The sequence below is a fragment of the Mycobacterium parascrofulaceum ATCC BAA-614 genome (assembly GCF_000164135.1).
Classification (GTDB): Bacteria; Actinomycetota; Actinomycetes; order Mycobacteriales; family Mycobacteriaceae; genus Mycobacterium; species Mycobacterium parascrofulaceum.
Window position 1 is genome coordinate 324574 of record NZ_GG770554.1, and the last position, 16177, is coordinate 340750.

The window sequence follows — 16177 nt, forward strand, 5'->3', positions numbered from 1 at the left end:
TCAGTGTGTCGTGACCGGCCGGTGCCGCGAAGGGCCGGAAGGCCGCTGCGGTGGGGACCAACGCCCCCTGGCCGCCGACCGTTCAGCGCAGTTCGGCGATCACCTTGGCGAAGTTGTCCATGTGGTTGTCCTGGACGGTAATGAAGGTGACCCCGTACTTCTCGCGATACCCCAACAGGGTGTCGGCCATCTCCCGGGGCGACCCGGTCAGCACGGCGTGCATCGCCAGGATTTCCTCGTCGGACAATTCCGGCGCGTACCTACGGGTCATCGTCAGGTCGGGCAGGCTCTCGCCCTCGGCCGGTACCGCCGTGACCGCGAGGTTCAGCTCGAGCCCGTCGAACCGGTCGCCGGCGGCGTTGCGGACGAACTCGACGCGTTCGGTCAGCGGGTCGTCGGCCTCTTTCACGCGCGAACCGGTCAGCCCGATGATGTCGGCCTGCCGGGCGGCGATGGTCAGCACCCGGTCGCCGTTGCCGGCGATGAGAATGGGCGTCTTCGGGTGATGTTCTTTCAGGTAGGTCGTCATGTGCTTGAGGTAGTCGACGCGGGCGCCGGCGCTGGGGTAGGGGAGCTCGGCGGCGTCGAACTCTTCCTTGACATATCCGGTGCCCAGCCCGATCTCGAGACGGCCCTCACTGAGCTTGTCCAGGTCGCCCAGGTCCCGGCTGAGCAGGGCCGGCTTGTAGAAGGCGGCGTTGAGCACGAACATGCTCAGCTTCAGTTTGGTGGTCACCATGGCGGCCGCCGTCAGCGCCGGAATGGGTGCCACGGCGCCCAGATGGTCCGGCACGCACAGGACATCGAATCCGGTGTCTTCGGCCTGCCTCACCTTGTCGACGAACGCCGCGCGCGACTTGATGAAGCGCATGCTCATTCCGAAGCGAAAATCCTTGGCCACCAACAACTCCGTTCAACCGATGAGGATAATTACCAACAACGCGCCGCTTCCGCCAACGCCCGCACCAGGGCGCCGGTGACCGGCGACAGACCGTCGTCGCCGGGCAGTGGGCTGCGCGGGCCGATGCCGCGCACGCGGGGGGACAGCTCCAGCTGGGCGCCGCCGTCGCGCACCCGGTTCACCGGGTTACCCGGGTGCAGGCCCCGTAGCTCCGGTGGGATGTCCGCGAGGTCGGTGATGACCTGATAGCCGGCCAAGTTGATGTGCCGGGCCAGGTGCGCGGCCAGCGCGCGGTTGCGGCCGCCGGCCAGCAGTTGGGTGCTGCGCCCGATGCGGCCGTAGCCGTGCAGCGACACCGCAACGTCGACGTGGTCCAGGAATTCGGCGAGCCGCGGCGACTCGGCCGGGTCGAACAGCGCCGACGGAAGGTGGTGCGGGTAGCGATCGGGGTGCCGTAACACGTACACCGACGCGTCGGCGGCGTCGGCGGCGCGTTCGGCGATCACGTCGGTCATCTCTTCCAGTCCGCCGCCGTGGATGGCGAGGAACCCGAAGCGCGACCGTAACCGGCTGGCCTCGGCCACCCCCGGCTCGCTGAGCAGTGCCGAAAGCGATTGCGGCGCTGGCCCCGCCGCGGATGCCCGGCGTGGCCAGCGTGACGGATCCCAGCGCCGCAAGAAGTCGATCCAACGTTGCGGCAACCCGTGCTGCACGGCGCCGTCGATGATCGTGGGCAGGTAGCCCGGCCGGGGCGGACCCGGCGTCACCCGATGGTCGATGTAGACCCACGCCGGCGACGGCCCGTCGTCGGTGTGCACGGTCAGCCGGTCGCGCCGGTAGCGCACCGGCACCCCCTCGGCGCTGTCGAGCGTCGCCAGGTCGCCGTCGGAGATCTGCCAGACCACGCCATGCACCTGATTACCGGCGCACGGTTCGACCGTGGCCACGCCGCGCTGGTTGATCAGCCAGTCGTGATCGGACAGGACCGCCGGCCGCGGATCGGCGGCGTCGGGGCATCGCTGCGCCATCTGCCTGACGCACAGGTTCGACCCGTATGCGAAGTAGGCATGCCGCAGGGCCGGCATTTAGCCGGTCACCGTCAGCCAGATGAGCACCATGTTAAGCAGACTAATCATTACGCCGACGGCCCAGCCAATAATCGTCGTGACGGGGTGGTTGGCGTCGCCGCCCATCAATTCCCGGTCGCTGGTCAGCTTCACCAGCGGCAGGACTGCGAACGGAATCCCGAAGGACAGCACCACCTGCGAGAGCACCAGCGCCCGCGTGGGGTCGAACCCGACGGCGAGGATGACCAGGGCGGGACACACGGTGATCAAGCGGCGCAGCAGCATCGGAATCCTGCGGTGCAGCAGCCCCTGCATGATCATGGCGCCGGCGTAGGCGCCCACCGACGACGACGCCAGTCCGGACGCCAGCAATCCCACCGCGAACAGCACCGCGATCGTCGGTCCGAGCGTGTTGTGGATCGCGGAGTAGGCGCCCTCGATGGACGCGCTGAGGTTGCGGTGCTGCAGGTTGATCGCGGCGACCAGCAGCATCGCGGCGTTCACCGTCCCCGCGACGGCCATGGCCAGCACGACGTCGAGCCGGGTGACCCGCAGCAGCAGGCGGCGCTGGGAGCCCGCGGCGGGATGTCCGTGCCGGTCGAGGACCAGCCCGGAATGCATGTACACGGCGTGCGGCATCACGGTCGCGCCCAGGATGGCGGCGGCGAGCAGCACGCTTTCGGTGCCGCGGAACCGCGGCACCAGCCCGCCGAGCACGTCTCCGGGCGGCGGCGTCTTCACGAAAAAGCTCGCCGCGAAACCGACCGCGATGACGAGCAGCAGGCCGGTGATGACGCGTTCGAAAATGATCTGCCCGCGGCGGTCCTGGATCGCCAGGAGCAACAGGGAGACCAGCCCGGTGATGATCCCGCCGAGCAGCAGCGGCAAGTCGAACAGGATGCGCAAGGCGATTGCGCCGCCGACGATTTCGGCCATGTCGGTGGCGATCGCCACCAGTTCGGCCTGGACCCAGTAGACCAGCCGGACGGGACGGCTCATCCGCTTGCCGATGGCGGCGGGCAACGAGCGCCCGGTCACCAGGCCCAGCTTGGCCGACAGGTATTGCACCAGCCCGGCCAGCGCATTGGCCACGACGATCACCCACAGCAGCAGGTAGCCGAACTGGGCGCCGGAGCTGACGTTGGCGGCGACGTTGCCCGGATCGACATAGGCGATCGCGGCGACGAAGGCGGGACCGAGCAGATACCAGCTGCTTTTGAGCGAGTCCTGCCTGCTCTGCGTCAACGCGCCGCCCCTCGATTCACTTGGCCGAATAAGAAAGTGAGGGTATCCGAAGACTGCGGGCCGGCCCGAAGGCCACCCGCGATTCGGGCACACACGGCGCTACCGCCGGCCGGTCACCCGGGCAGGTAGAGGCCCTTCCCGGTGATCAGGGGGAGATCCAGCGTCGTCACGATTCCGGGCGGCGCGGCCACCACCGCGGGGATCGCATTGACGACCCGCATCGCGGTGGCGACCAGCCCGGCGTGGTTGTGGTCGCCCTTGCGGCTGCTGAGGCAGACGTCCATCGCATAGGACGGTTCGCCGGTGACCTCGATGCGGTAGGACCCGCCGGGTTGCGCCGGCTGCGGCCAGTCGGGGCACAGGTCCTCACGCAGCCGGGTGACGTGTTCGAGGACCACGACGGGGTCGCCGTTGACCAGGCCGAAGACCTCGAACCGCAGCGCCGCCGCGCTGCCCTCGGGGATGTGTCCCGACGCGATGTCGAAGTCCTCGGGCGCCGGGACCCGCACGTACTCCTGGGCCACCGAGTCGAGCGAGACGCCCAGGCCGGCCGCGAGCTGCCGAACCACCGAGCCCCAGGCCAGGCTGAGCACGCCGGGCTGCAGCAGCATCGGGATCTCGTCGAGCGGCTTCCCGAACCCCATCACGTCGAACATGACCGCGGCGCTGTCGTAGGTGGCGTAGTCGACGATCTCCATGCAGCGGATCTGCTGGATGTTCTGACAGGTGCCGGCCAGCGCCAGCGGCAGCAGGTCGTTGGCGAAACCGGGGTCGATCCCGTTGACGAACACGCTCGAATTGCCTTCGCGCGTGGCGTCTTCGATGGGCTTGATCAGCTCCTCGGGGATCACCTCCCACGGATACTGCAGGAACACCGGGCCGCTGCCCACGACGTTGATCCCGGCCGCCAGCACGCGCCGGTAGTCCTCCAGCGCCTCGGGCAACCGGTTGTCGGCCAGCGCGTTGTAGACGGCGCATTGCGGGCCGGTCGCCAGGACGGCGTCCAGGTCGGTGCTGGCGAGCACGCCGGTCGGATCGGGAAGTCCGGCAAGCTCGGCGGCGTCCTTGCCCGCCTTGGCGTCCGATGACACCCAGACGCCGGTGAGATCGAACGCCGGGTTGGTGATGAGCGCTCGCAGCGCGTGGACGCCGACGTTGCCGGTGCCCAATTGGACGACGGGTATTGCCATGACGGGCTCCTCAGGGGTTGGTTCACGACCGTGAGCAGACACAAAATCGCATGAACTGCGGGCTGCGCAGGCGAGTTTGCGTCTGCTCGCGCGTCAAGGGTTCACAGATCCGGGACGGGGATGTCGAGGTTGGGGTAGGTGAGGCCGCCGTCGACCTCGAGCGTCTTTCCGGTCAGGAAGCTCCCCGCCGGCGACGCCAAATACACTGCGGCAGCGGCGATGTCGACGGGATCGCCGAGGCGTCGCATTGGTGTGGCCTTCTCCATCGGCGCGCGCAACTCGTCGTTGGAGGCCACCACGTCCAGCGCGGAGGTCAGGATCGACCCCGGCGCGATGGCGTTGACGCGGATGCGCGGGCACAGGTCCAGGGCGGCCAGCCGGGTGTAATGCGACAGCGCGGCCTTGGCGGTGCCGTAGGCGGCGAACCCGCGGCCGGCCAGGCGGCCCATGGTGGAGGTGATGTTGATGATGTTGCCCCCGCCGGAGTGCTCCAGCATGAGGGGCACCGCCGCGACGGTCAGCGCGTGCGCGGTGGCGACGTTGAAGGTGAACGCGTCTTTGAGGTCTTTGGTCGAGGTGGTCAGCAGCGTGTTGGGCATGGTCCCGCCGACGTTGTTGACGACGATGTCTAGTTTTCCGAAGGCCTCGACGGCCTGGCCGGCCAGTTGGGCGGTCGCCTCCGGATGCGCCAGGTCGGCGGCGACGACGTGCGCCCGTCGGCCGGCGGCGCGGACCTGTTCGGCGACGCCTTCTAGTTGCGATTCCGTGCGCGAGGCGATGAGCACGTCGGCGCCCGCCTCGGCGAAAGCCAGCGCGATGGCCGCCCCGAGCCCGCGGCCGGCACCGGTGATGACGGCGACTTTGTCGTCGAGACGAAATCTGTCCAGGATCATTGCGGCTCTCCTCGCCCAAGTTGTCAGCCGATGTCAGCCGACACGGTAGCAAGCTCTGCCGTCTCGGATGCGGCATTTCTGGAACAGGTTCTACTTTTGCATATGGCGGGACCCGTACAACTGCCCGCGCCCAATTCGGGGCCTGACGACCTCGCCGCATCTTGCGTCCCCTGCGAGAACATTTACCCGGCGCTAGCCTTGGTGCTGACCGTTTGGTCGGCGTGCAGTGGCTATTGAATGGTGACGATGATGTTTGACCTGGCCCATAGGGATTCCTGTTGAGGCTGAACCGATTTGGTACCGCGTTAAATGCCATGACCGCCCTTGCCCTGGTGGTGGCGGCCTGCGGGTCCAACGACAACGCGGCGGGTGAAGATGTCGGCGCGGCCGCGTCGCCGGTCAAGGTGAGTTGTGCGGGGAAGAAGGCGCTGAAGTCCAGCGGATCGACCGCCCAGGCCAACGCGATGACGCGCTTCATCAAGGTCTTCGAGCAGGCCTGCCCCGGCCAGACGCTGAACTACACGCCGAATGGTTCCGGCGCGGGGATCGCCGAATTCACCGGCAATCAAACCGATTTCGCCGGATCGGATTCTCCGCTGGCCCCCATCGAATACTTTGCGGCGCGGCAGCGCTGCGGTTCGCCGGCCTGGAATTTGCCGGTGGTGTTCGGCCCGATCGCCATTACCTATCACGTCGCGGGCGTCACGTCGCTCAGCCTGGACGGTCCGACGGCCGCGAAGATATTCATGGGCGCGATCAAGGAGTGGAACGACCCGGCAATTCAGGGGCTGAACCCCGGCGTCGTGTTTCCCGCCGAGCCGATTCGGGTGATCTTCCGCAACGACCAGTCCGGGACGACGGACAATTTCCAGAAATACCTGGACTCCGCCGCCGACGGCGTCTGGGAGAAGGGCATCGGGAAGACCTTCAACGGTGGCGTCGGTGAGGGGGCCAAGGGCAACGACGGCACCTCGGCGGCCGTCAAGGCCACCGAGGGGTCGATCACCTACAACGAGTGGTCCTTCGCCCAGGCGCAGAAGCTCAACATGGCCAAGATCATCACCTCGGCCGGCCCGGACGCGGTGGGGATCAGCGCCGACTCCGTCGGTAGGACGATCGCCGGCGCCACCTTCAGCGAGGAGGGCAACGACTTGGTCGTCGACACCTTCTCCTTCTACAAGCCGACAAAGCCCGGCTCCTACCCGATCGTCCTGGCGACCTACGAGATCGTCTGCTCGCAGTATCCGGATTCGCAGGTCGCCGCGGCCGTAAAGGCCTTCCTGCGAAGCACCGTCGGCGCGGGGCAGGACGGCTTGGCGGACAATGGCTACATTCCCGTGCCGGCGTCGTTCAAATCCCGGCTGTTGGCGGCGGTCGACGCCATTTCGTGAGCCTTCTCGCCCGCTCTGCGATCCCGGCCCAAGCCGCCTTGGCCAGCGATGATCCGCCGACGGCAATTTGCCCAACGTTAACCTTCGTGCTGTTAGCTTCCGTGCTGCGAGAGACGCTGGTCGCCGAGAGCGGCTAGGAGAACGTCGGCAATCATGTTTCATCCCTACCGTTAGGAAGTGACTTGAAACTCAACCGATTCGGAGCCGCGCTGAGCGTCGTGACCGCTGGTGCGCTGGCGTTGTCGGGATGCGGAAGTGACAACAACGCCACTGGCGGAAGCGGGGCGACCAGCGGTTCGTCGTCGGGCAACGTGGCGTGTGGCGGGAAGAAGACGTTGAAGGCCAGCGGGTCGACCGCCCAGGCCAACGCGATGACGCGCTTCGTCAACGCATTCGAGCAGGCCTGCCCCGGCCAGACGTTGAATTACACCGCGAATGGCTCGGGTGCGGGCATCAGCGAATTCAACGGCAACCAAACCGATTTCGGTGGCTCTGACTCACCGCTCGTTCCGAAGGAATACGCCGCGGCACAGCAGCGCTGCGGCTCGCCCGCCTGGAACCTGCCGGTGGTGTTCGGTCCGATCGCGATCACCTACAACGTCAAGGGGCTGAGCTCGCTGAGCCTCGACGGTCCCACGGCGGCCAAGATCTTCAACGGCGCCATCACGACCTGGAACGACCCGGCCATCGCGGCGGTGAACCCCGGCGTGACGTTGCCCGCCGAGCCGATCCACGTGGTGTTCCGCAACGACGAATCCGGCACCACGGACAACTTCCAGAAGTACCTCGACGCCGCGTCCAACGGCGCGTGGGGCAAGGGCGCCGGAAAGACGTTCAAGGGCGGCGTCGGCGAGGGCGCCAAGGGCAACGACGGCACGTCGGCGGCCATCAAGGCGACCGAGGGCTCCATCACCTACAACGAATGGTCGTTCGCGCAGGCGCAGAAGCTGAGCATGGCCAAGGTGATCACGTCGGCCGGTCCGGATGCGGTGGCGATCAGCTCGGACTCGGTCGGCAAAACGATCTCCGGGGCCAAGATCAGCGGCCAGGGCAACGACCTGGTGCTCGACACGCTCTCCTTCTACAAGCCGACCCAGCCCGGTTCCTACCCGATCGTGCTGGCGACGTACGAGATCGTTTGCTCGAAGTACCCCGATCCCCAGGTTGGCACGGCCGTGAAGGCATTCCTGCAAAGTACGATCGGTGCGGGGCAAAGTGGCCTGGCCGACAATGGGTACATTCCCATCCCGGATTCGTTCAAGTCGAGACTGTCGGCTTCGATCAACGCCATCACGTGATTTGAGGTGGTCGTGACCCGAGCGGTAGCCAGCCCGTCGACCCCGAAAAAGCCGGAGCTGAAGGCGCTGGGTGCGCCTTCGGCCCGGCGGGGCGACCAGTTGTTCAAACTGCTGGCTGCCGCTGCCGGTTCGACGATCGTGGTCGCGATCCTGCTGATCGCGGTGTTCCTGCTGATCCGTGCGGTCCCGTCGTTGCGGGTCAATCACGCGAACTTCTTCACCAGCGCCCAGTTCAGCACCACCGACCCGGGGAAGCTGGCGTTCGGCATCCGTGACCTGCTGATGGTCACGGTGCTGAGTTCGCTCACCGCGCTCGCGCTCGCGGTGCCGGTCGCGGTCGGGATCGCGGTGTTCCTCACCCAGTACGCGCCCAAGCGGCTGGCTCGGCCGTTCGGGGCGGTCGTCGACCTGCTGGCCGCGGTGCCGTCGATCATCTTCGGGCTGTGGGGCATCTTCGTGCTGGCGCCCAACATCGAGCCCGTCGCGGCGTTCCTCAACCGCAACCTGGGCTGGTTCTTCCTGTTCAAGCAGGGCAACGTGTCGCTGGCCGGGGGCGGCACCATCTTCACCGCGGGCATCGTGCTCTCGGCGATGATCCTGCCGATCATCACGTCGGTCTCGCGGGAGGTTTTCCGGCAGACGCCGCATATCCAGATGGAAGCGGCGCAAGCGCTGGGTGCCACCAAGTGGGAAGTGGTGCGGATGACCGTGCTGCCGTTCGGCCGCAGCGGTGTCATCGCGGCGTCGATGCTGGGGCTGGGGCGCGCGCTCGGTGAGACCGTCGCGGTGCTGATCATTCTGCGCTCCGCCGCACGCCCGGGGAATTGGTCGCTGTTCGACGGCGGGTACACGTTCGCCTCGAAGATCGCCTCCGCGGCGGCCGAGTTCAGCGAACCGTTGCCCACCGGGGCCTACATCGCCGCGGGGTTCGCGCTGTTCGTCTTGACGTTCGTCGTCAACGCGCTCGCGCGGGCCATCGCCGGCGGGAAGGTCAACGGATGACCGCCAACGTGTTCGACCGGCCGGTCAAGACGCAGGCCTTCCGGCCGGTCAGCATCCGTCGCCGGCTGACGAACAACGCGGCGACCCTGTTCTTCGTCGCCTCGTTCCTCATCGCCCTGGTGCCGCTGGGCTGGGTGCTGTCGGTGGTGGTGGCCCGGGGCTGGTACGCGGTCACCCGGGCGACCTGGTGGACCCACTCGCTGCGCGGCATTTTGCCGGAGCAATTCGCCGGTGGCGTCTATCATGCGCTCTACGGAACCGTCGTGCAGGCGGGGGTGGCGGCCCTGCTGTCCGTGCCGCTGGGCCTGATGACCGCGGTCTTCTTGGTGGAGTACGGTTCCGGCCGGCTGGTGCGGCTGACGACGTTCATGGTCGACGTGCTCGCCGGGGTGCCGTCCATCGTCGCGGCGCTGTTCGTCTTCAGCCTTTGGATCGCCACCCTGGGTTTCCAGCAGAGCTCGTTCGCCGTCTCGCTGGCGCTGGTCTTGCTGATGCTGCCGGTGGTGGTGCGGTCCGCCGAGGAGATGCTGAGGTTGGTGCCCGACGATCTGCGCGAGGCCAGCTACGCGCTCGGTGTGACCAAATGGAAGACGATCATGCGGATCGTGTTCCCGATCGCGATGCCCGGCATCGTTTCCGGCGTTCTGCTGTCGGTCGCGCGGGTGATCGGCGAAACCGCTCCGGTGCTGGTGCTGGTCGGCTACAGCCGATCCATCAACACCGACATCTTCCACGGCAACATGGCTTCGCTGCCGCTGCTGATCTACACCGAACTCACCAACCCCGAGCACGCCGGTTTCCTGCGCATCTGGGGTGCGGCGCTGAGCCTGATCATCATCGTCGCCGTGATCAACCTGGTCGCGGCGGCGACGCGGTTCCTGGCGGCCCGCCGGCGCTGAGTCAGCCCCGCCGGGGCGGGGTCAGGACTTCGCCGCGGCCTTCTTGGCCGGTGCCTTCTTCGCCGTGGTCTTCTTCGCGGCCGTCTTCTTGGCCGGCGTCTTCTTGGCCGGTGCCTTCTTGGCCGGTGCCTTCTTGGCCGGTGCCTTCTTGGCCGGTGCCTTCCCATCGCCGGAGCGCGCCTTCACGCTGGCCTCCAGCTTGGCCAGCAGGTCCGAGACGTCCTCGGTCTCGTCGAGCTCCTTCGGTTGCTCCTCGGTGGTAAAGGCTTCGCCGCCTTCGAGTTTCGCGTCGATGAGCTCCTGCAGCTGCTCCTGGTAGGTGTCGTGGTACCGGTCGGGATTGAAGTCCTCGGCCATCGACTCCACCACCTGGCCCGCCATCTTCAGTTCCGCCGGTTTGATCTCGACTTCCTTGTCCAGCACGGGAAAGTCGGGATCGCGGATCTCGTCGGGCCACAGCAGCGTGTGCACCATCATCACGTCCCGCTTGCCGAAGTCCTTGACCCGCAACGCGGCCAGCCGTGTCTTGTTGCGCAGCGTGAAGTGGACGATCGCCATCCGATCGGCCTCGGCGAGCGTCTTGGCCAGCAGCACATAGGACTTCGACGACTTGGAGTCGGGCTCCAAGAAGTAGCTCCGGTCGAACAGCATGGGGTCGACCTCTTCGGCGGGAACGAACTCCAGCACCTCGATCTCGCGGCTGCGCTCTTCGGGCAGGGTGGCGATGTCATCGTCGGTGATGATGACCATCTGGCCGTCGTCGGATTCGAAGGCCCGGGCGATGTCACGGTATTCGACGACCTCACCGTCCACCTCGCAGACGCGTTGATAACGGATGCGGCCGTTGTCCTTGGCGTGCACCTGATGGAACTTGATGTCATGGTCCTGGGTGGCGCTGTACACCTTGACCGGGACGTTGACCAGCCCGAACGCGATCGAGCCCTTCCAGATGGAGCGCATGTAAGTCAGTATGCCCATACTGTTGGCCGCCTAACAGCACGCCGGGCCGCTGCGCCGCAGCTCGTGACCGCATCGAAGCCTGGCGAGCCGCCAGGGCGCCCGCCCGGGTCGAACGTGTTCACGGCTTCGCCGACGAGCCCGCGGGCCATGGCTCACCCCTCGCCGGAGGACGTACGTTGAGACTATGAGTGCGACGGCGGGGCCCCGCGTGCGGCTGACCAACGCCGACAAGGTGCTCTACCCCGCCACGGGGACCACGAAGCGGGACGTCTTCGACTATTACACCCGGGTCGCGGAGGTGATGATCCCGCACATCGCCGGGCGCCCGGCCACCCGCAAGCGCTGGCCCAACGGCGTCGAACAGGATTCCTTCTTCGAGAAACAGCTCGCCTCCTCGGCGCCGGACTGGCTGCCGCGCGGCAGCGTCACCCACCGGTCCGGGACCACCACGTATCCGATCATCGACAGTCCCGACGGGCTGGCCTGGATCGCGCAACAGGCGGCGCTGGAAGTGCACGTGCCGCAGTGGCGGTTCGTCGCCGAGTGGACCCGAAGCAAGGCGGAGGAGCTCAAGCCCGGCCCGGCCACCCGGCTGGTCTTCGATCTCGACCCCGGCGAAGGCGTGACCATGGCCCAGCTGGCCGAGGTCGCCCACGCCGTCCGCGAGCTCATCGACGGGATCGGGCTGACATTGTTCCCGCTCACCAGCGGCAGCAAGGGCCTGCACCTGTACGCGCCGCTGGCGGAGCCGGTGAGCAGCAAGGGCGCCACGGTGTTGGCGAAACGGGTTGCGCAGCAACTGGAGAAGTCGATGCCCATGCTGGTCACCGCGACCATGACACGCAGCCTGCGGGCGGGCAAGGTGTTCCTCGACTGGAGTCAGAACAACGGATCCAAGACCACCATCGCGCCGTACTCCCTACGGGGACGCGAACATCCGACGGTGGCGGCACCGCGCACCTGGGCAGAGATCGACGATCCGGGGCTGCGCCAATTGCGCTACGACGAGGTGCTCGCCCGGGTCGCGCGCGACGGCGATCTGCTGGCGGGCCTGGACAGCGACGCCGCCGTCCCGGATCGGCTGACCAAGTACCGTGGCATGCGCGACGCGTCGAAAACCCCGGAACCGGTCCCGCGCACGAAACCGACCACGGGGCAGGGCAACTCCTTCGTCATCCAGGAACACCACGCGCGCCGTCTGCATTACGACTTCCGGCTGGAGCGCGACGGCGTGCTGGTGTCATGGGCGGTGCCGAAGAACCTGCCGGAAACCACCTCGGTGAACCACCTGGCCGTCCACACCGAGGATCATCCGCTGGAATACGCCACCTTCGAGGGCAACATCCCCAAGGGGGAATACGGCGCGGGGAAGGTGGTCATCTGGGACTCGGGCACCTATGAGGCGGAGAAGTTCAACGACTCCGCCGAAAATGGCGAGGTCATCGTCAATCTGCACGGCGACAAGGTCTCGGGCCGTTATGCGCTGATCCAGACCAACGGTGACCAATGGCTGGCGCACCGGATGAAGGAGCAGAAGACCTTCGACTTCGACGGGCTGGCGCCCATGCTCGCCACCCATGGCTCGGTGGCGGCGCGCAAGGCGGGCCAGTGGGCCTTCGAGGGCAAGTGGGACGGCTACCGGCTGCTGGTGGAAATCGACCACGGCGCCCTGCGGGTGCGGTCTCGGCGCGGCCGCGAGGTCACCAACGAATATCCCGACTTGCGTTCGCTCGCGGCCGGACTCGCCGACCACCACGTGGTGCTCGACGGGGAGGCCGTCGTCTTGGACGCCTCGGGCGTGCCGAGCTTTCACGCGATGCAGAACCGGGGCCGCGGCAGCCGCGTGGAATTCTGGGCATTCGACCTGCTCTACCTCGACGGCCGTTCGCTGCTGCGGGCGCGCTACCAAGATCGTCGGAAGCTGTTGGAAACCCTGGCCAATGGCAGCGATCTCATCGTTCCCGAGTTGCTGCCCGGCGACGGGGAACGGGCGCTTGCGCACTCACGCGAGCATGGCTGGGAGGGCGTGGTCGCCAAGAAGCGCGACTCCACGTATCAGCCGGGCCGGCGCTCGGCGTCCTGGGTCAAGGACAAGAACTGGAACACCCAGGAGGTGGTCATCGGCGGCTGGAAGGCGGGGGAGGGCGGGCGCAGCAGCGGCATCGGCTCGCTGCTGATGGGCATCCCGGTCGACGGCGGCCTGCACTTCGCCGGGCGGGTCGGGACCGGGTTCACCGAGCGCGACCTGGCGCACCTGAAAAAGACCCTGGCGCCGCTGCACACCGACCAATCGCCGTTCACCCCAACGCTTCCCCGCGGCGAGGCCAGGGGCGTGACGTACGTCGAGCCGGTGCTGGTTGGCGAGGTGCGCTACAGCGAGTGGACCCCGGATGACCGGCTGCGCCAATCGAGTTGGCGCGGGCTGCGGCCGGACAAGGAACCGAGTGAGGTGGTGCGCGAATGAAATGGGTGACCTACCTGGGCGCCGGGGCGGAGCGCACCGGGGTGCTCTCCGGTGACACCATCCACGCGATGCCCGCGGGGGTGACGCTGCTCGACCTGGTCGCACGTGGCGCCGACGGGCTGCGCGCGGCCGGGGAGGAGGCGCTGCGTGCGCCGGCGGAGGCGGTGCCGGTGGCTGCGGTGCGGCTCCTGGCTCCGATCCCGCGCCCGCCGTCCATCCGCGACTCGCTGTGCTTCCTGGATCACATGCGCAACTGCCAGGCCGCGCTGGGCGCCGGGCGGGCTCTTGCCGACACGTGGTATCGCATCCCGGCGTTCTATTTCGCTTGCCCGGCAACGGTATTGGGACCATACGACGACGCCCCCACCGCGCCCGGAAGCGCCTGGCAGGACTTCGAATTGGAGATCGCCGCGGTCATCGGAACCGGCGGCCGGGACCTGTCGGTCGAGGAAGCCGAGCGGGCCGTCATCGGCTACACCATCTTCAACGACTGGTCCGCCCGTGACCTGCAGCAAATGGAAAGCCAACTGGGGATCGGGCAGGGCAAGGGCAAAGACAGCGGCGTCACGCTGGGTCCCTACCTGGTGACGCCCGACGAACTCGAGCCCTACCGGCGGGACGGCGGGCTCGACCTGCAGGTGACCGCCCTGGTCAACGACACCGTGATCGGGTCGGGGTCGACCGCCCAAATGGATTGGAGCTTCGGCGAAGTCATCTCTTACGCGTCCCGCGGCGTGACGCTGGTCCCCGGGGACGTCGTCGGCTCGGGCACCGTGCCGACCTGCACCCTGGTCGAGCACTTGGACGCGGCGGCGCTCGATTCGTTCCCCGGCTGGCTGCACGACGGCGACGTGGTCACGCTGCGGGTCCAGGGGCTCGGGGAGACCCGGCAGACCGTGCGCGCCAGCCCCGCGCCGCACCCGTTGGCGGCCCGCCCGAATCCGGACGCCGCGCCGGCCGCGCGGCGCGTGAACAGGGCGCCGGCGAAGGTGCCCTACACCCGCGGGCTACACCCGGTCGGCGACCGGGTATGGGCGTGGACGCTGCCGGACGGGGGCTACGGGTGGAGCAACGCCGGGCTGGTCACCGGCGACGGCGCGTCGCTGCTCGTCGACACCCTGTTCGACCTGGCGCTGACCCGCGAAATGCTCAGCGCGATGCGGGATATCACGTCGTCGGCACCCATCACCGACGCGCTGATCACCCACTCCAACGGGGACCACACCCACGGCAACCAACTCCTCGACGCGTCGGTGCGGATCATTGCCGCGCGGGGCACCGCCGAGGAGATCGCGCACGGGATGGCACCCGAGATGCTGGCGATGGCGCAGACCGCGAACCTCGGCCCCGTCGCGACCCCTTACACGCGAGACCGCTTCCAACACTTCGACTTCAGCGGCATCACGGTGCGCAACGCCGATCAGACGTTCGACCGTGAGCTGACCATCGAGGTGGGCGGGCGGCGCGTCGCTTTGCTGAACCTGGGTCCCGCGCACACCGCCGCGGATTCGGTGGTGCACGTGCCCGACGCGGGGGTGCTGTTCGGTGGCGACCTGCTGTTCATCGGCTGCACCCCGATCGTGTGGGCCGGTCCGATCGCCAACTGGATCGCCGCGTGCGACACCATGATCGCGCTCGATGCGCCGACGGTCGTGCCGGGTCACGGGCCGGTCAGCGATCCGGACGGGATCCGTGCGGTGCGGGGGTATCTCACGCACGTCTCCGAACAGGCCGAGGCCGCCTACCGCCGGGGGCTGTCGTGGTCCGACGCGGCCGACACCATCGACCTCGGCGAGTATGCGACTTGGCTGGACGCGGAGCGGGTCGTCGTCAACGTCTATCAGCGGTACCGCGAACTGGACCCCGCGACACCACAACTGGAGGTCATGGCCCTGCTTGTGATGCAGGCCGAGTGGCTGGCCAAGCGCGGCTAAAGCCGCACGGCGCGAACGAATTTGATCGTCGTGGCGGGAACCTGCTCCGCGGCCTTCCCCAACTCCGGCAGCCCGGCGGCCGAGAACAGATCGGTGAGCCGGGATTCGGCGGTCTCCCAGCCGTTCTCGTGCAGATGCGCGGCGACGTCGGTGTGCTCGCCCGGATAGGTCAGGGTGGCGAGATCCATGTCGAGCCCGTGCCGCCGCCAGCCGTCGGTCATGAGCCGCGACTGTTCCTCGGCGGCCGGCGAGGTGCCGGTCACGGTGCCGTAGTCGGCGGCGAACCGGCTGCCCTCGGCCGACAGCGGGATGATGGAGTCCAGTAACCGAAGCTCCGCCTCCGGCGGGAGCCATCCGATGAGCACCCCCTCGGCGAGCCACGCCGTGGGATGGGCCGGATCGAAGCCCGCCTCCTGCAGCGCCGCCGGCCAATCGTCGCGCAGGTCGATCCCGACCTCGCGAAGCTTGGCGGTGGGCGCCGCCCCGATCTCCGACATGGTCGCCGCCTTGAACGCGATCACCTCGGGCTGGTCGATCTCGTACACCGTGGTCCCGATCGGCCAGCGCAGCCGGTAGGCGCGGGAGTCCAGTCCCGAGGCCACGATCACCACCTGGAGCAGCCCCGCTTGCCCGGCCGCGGCGAAATAGTCATCGAAATACCGGGCGCGGGCGGCGAACGTGTCGACCATGCGGGCGAACCCGACGCTCTGCTCGAGCTCTTCGGGATCGAGTTCGCCGCTGGCCAGTTTGGTGAACACGTCCAAACCGACGGCACGCACCAGCGGTTCGGCGAAGTCGTCCGTGATGACCGGCTGCGGACGCCTGCTCGCGGCGGCTCGGGCGGCGGCGACCATGGTGGCCGTCGCCCCCACGCTGTTGGCCAGGTCCCAGCTGTCACCCTCGGTTCGTGCCATGCGTTCTCCTTCGATGTGG

13 protein-coding genes are annotated in these 16177 nt (G+C 67.8%); 6 read left to right on the forward strand and 7 right to left on the reverse strand.

The features are described from left to right. Positions 1-82 precede the first annotated feature (82 nt). From HMPREF0591_RS11575 to HMPREF0591_RS11595, 5 genes are all read right to left on the reverse strand, one after another. Positions 83-907 (reverse strand): LLM class F420-dependent oxidoreductase, encoded by an 825-nt coding sequence (locus HMPREF0591_RS11575; protein ID WP_007168729.1) that lies wholly within the window; start codon positions 905-907, stop codon positions 83-85. Positions 908-930: 23 nt separating this feature from the next. Then, complete coding sequence (locus HMPREF0591_RS11580) at positions 931-1986, reverse strand: poly-gamma-glutamate hydrolase family protein (RefSeq protein WP_007168730.1); 1056 nt, start codon at positions 1984-1986, stop codon at positions 931-933. Continuing rightward, entirely contained in the window at positions 1987-3243 is a 1257-nt protein-coding gene (locus HMPREF0591_RS11585) for an Nramp family divalent metal transporter (RefSeq protein WP_085981621.1), read from the reverse strand. It lies immediately after the preceding gene. An 83-nt stretch (positions 3244-3326) separates the two neighbouring features. Then, positions 3327-4403 carry an NAD(P)H-dependent amine dehydrogenase family protein gene (locus HMPREF0591_RS11590; protein ID WP_007168732.1) on the reverse strand — a complete coding sequence of 359 codons (1077 nt, stop codon included), beginning with the start codon at positions 4401-4403 and terminating at the stop codon, positions 3327-3329. Positions 4404-4504: 101 nt separating this feature from the next. Continuing rightward, positions 4505-5296, reverse strand: a complete 792-nt coding sequence (locus HMPREF0591_RS11595; RefSeq protein ID WP_007168733.1) for an SDR family oxidoreductase — start codon at positions 5294-5296, stop codon at positions 4505-4507. Positions 5297-5574: 278 nt separating this feature from the next. Here HMPREF0591_RS11595 and pstS (HMPREF0591_RS11600) point away from each other — a divergent pair, with 278 nt between their 5' ends. The 4 genes from pstS (HMPREF0591_RS11600) to pstA all read left to right on the forward strand — a co-directional run bounded on the left by pstS (HMPREF0591_RS11600) (position 5575) and on the right by pstA (position 9886). Then, a complete protein-coding gene (gene pstS, locus HMPREF0591_RS11600) occupies positions 5575-6687 on the forward strand; it encodes a phosphate ABC transporter substrate-binding protein PstS (RefSeq protein ID WP_040622363.1) in 1113 nt (370 codons plus the stop codon). Between the two features lie 182 nt (positions 6688-6869). Then, positions 6870-7985, forward strand: coding sequence for a phosphate ABC transporter substrate-binding protein PstS (gene pstS / locus HMPREF0591_RS11605; protein ID WP_007168736.1), 1116 nt, complete (start codon positions 6870-6872; stop codon positions 7983-7985). Between the two features lie 57 nt (positions 7986-8042). Beyond that, complete coding sequence (gene pstC / locus HMPREF0591_RS11610) at positions 8043-8987, forward strand: phosphate ABC transporter permease subunit PstC (protein WP_085981622.1); 945 nt, start codon at positions 8043-8045, stop codon at positions 8985-8987. Continuing rightward, the gene (gene pstA, locus HMPREF0591_RS11615; protein ID WP_007168738.1) at positions 8984-9886 is read left to right on the forward strand and encodes a phosphate ABC transporter permease PstA; all 903 of its coding nucleotides are present in this window, start codon (positions 8984-8986) and stop codon (positions 9884-9886) included. Before pstC ends, pstA begins: the two co-directional genes overlap by 4 nt. 21 nt (positions 9887-9907) lie before the next feature. Here pstA and ku read toward each other — a convergent pair whose 3' ends face one another. Beyond that, a complete protein-coding gene (ku, locus tag HMPREF0591_RS11620; protein WP_040622366.1) occupies positions 9908-10846 on the reverse strand; it encodes a non-homologous end joining protein Ku in 939 nt (312 codons plus the stop codon). A 184-nt stretch (positions 10847-11030) separates the two neighbouring features. On the opposite strand from ku, the gene HMPREF0591_RS11625 reads away from it, so the two are divergent. Both HMPREF0591_RS11625 and HMPREF0591_RS11630 read left to right on the forward strand, forming a co-directional pair. Continuing rightward, positions 11031-13310, forward strand: coding sequence for an ATP-dependent DNA ligase (locus HMPREF0591_RS11625; protein ID WP_007168740.1), 2280 nt, complete (start codon positions 11031-11033; stop codon positions 13308-13310). Continuing rightward, a complete protein-coding gene (locus HMPREF0591_RS11630) occupies positions 13307-15244 on the forward strand; it encodes a fumarylacetoacetate hydrolase family protein (protein WP_007168741.1) in 1938 nt (645 codons plus the stop codon). The genes HMPREF0591_RS11625 and HMPREF0591_RS11630 overlap by 4 nt, the downstream gene beginning before the upstream one ends. On the opposite strand, the gene HMPREF0591_RS11635 is transcribed toward HMPREF0591_RS11630, so the two are convergent. Beyond that, on the reverse strand, positions 15241-16158 hold the full coding sequence (locus tag HMPREF0591_RS11635) for an SAM-dependent methyltransferase (protein WP_007168742.1): 918 nt from the start codon (positions 16156-16158) through the stop codon (positions 15241-15243). The genes HMPREF0591_RS11630 and HMPREF0591_RS11635 overlap by 4 nt on opposite strands. Positions 16159-16177 lie beyond the last annotated feature (19 nt).

Excerpts from the sequence above, each read along its gene's own strand:
- HMPREF0591_RS11580 (WP_007168730.1), bottom strand. The coding sequence starts at position 1,986 with ATGCCGGCCCTGCGGCATGCCTACTTCGCATACGGGTCGAACCTGTGC.
- HMPREF0591_RS11590 (WP_007168732.1), bottom strand. The coding sequence starts at position 4,403 with ATGGCAATACCCGTCGTCCAATTGGGCACCGGCAACGTCGGCGTCCAC.
- HMPREF0591_RS11595 (WP_007168733.1), bottom strand. The coding sequence starts at position 5,296 with ATGATCCTGGACAGATTTCGTCTCGACGACAAAGTCGCCGTCATCACC.
- pstA (WP_007168738.1), top strand. The coding sequence starts at position 8,984 with ATGACCGCCAACGTGTTCGACCGGCCGGTCAAGACGCAGGCCTTCCGG.
- ku (WP_040622366.1), bottom strand. The coding sequence starts at position 10,846 with ATGCGCTCCATCTGGAAGGGCTCGATCGCGTTCGGGCTGGTCAACGTC.
- HMPREF0591_RS11625 (WP_007168740.1), top strand. The coding sequence starts at position 11,031 with ATGAGTGCGACGGCGGGGCCCCGCGTGCGGCTGACCAACGCCGACAAG.
- HMPREF0591_RS11630 (WP_007168741.1), top strand. The coding sequence starts at position 13,307 with ATGAAATGGGTGACCTACCTGGGCGCCGGGGCGGAGCGCACCGGGGTG.
- HMPREF0591_RS11635 (WP_007168742.1), bottom strand. The coding sequence starts at position 16,158 with ATGGCACGAACCGAGGGTGACAGCTGGGACCTGGCCAACAGCGTGGGG.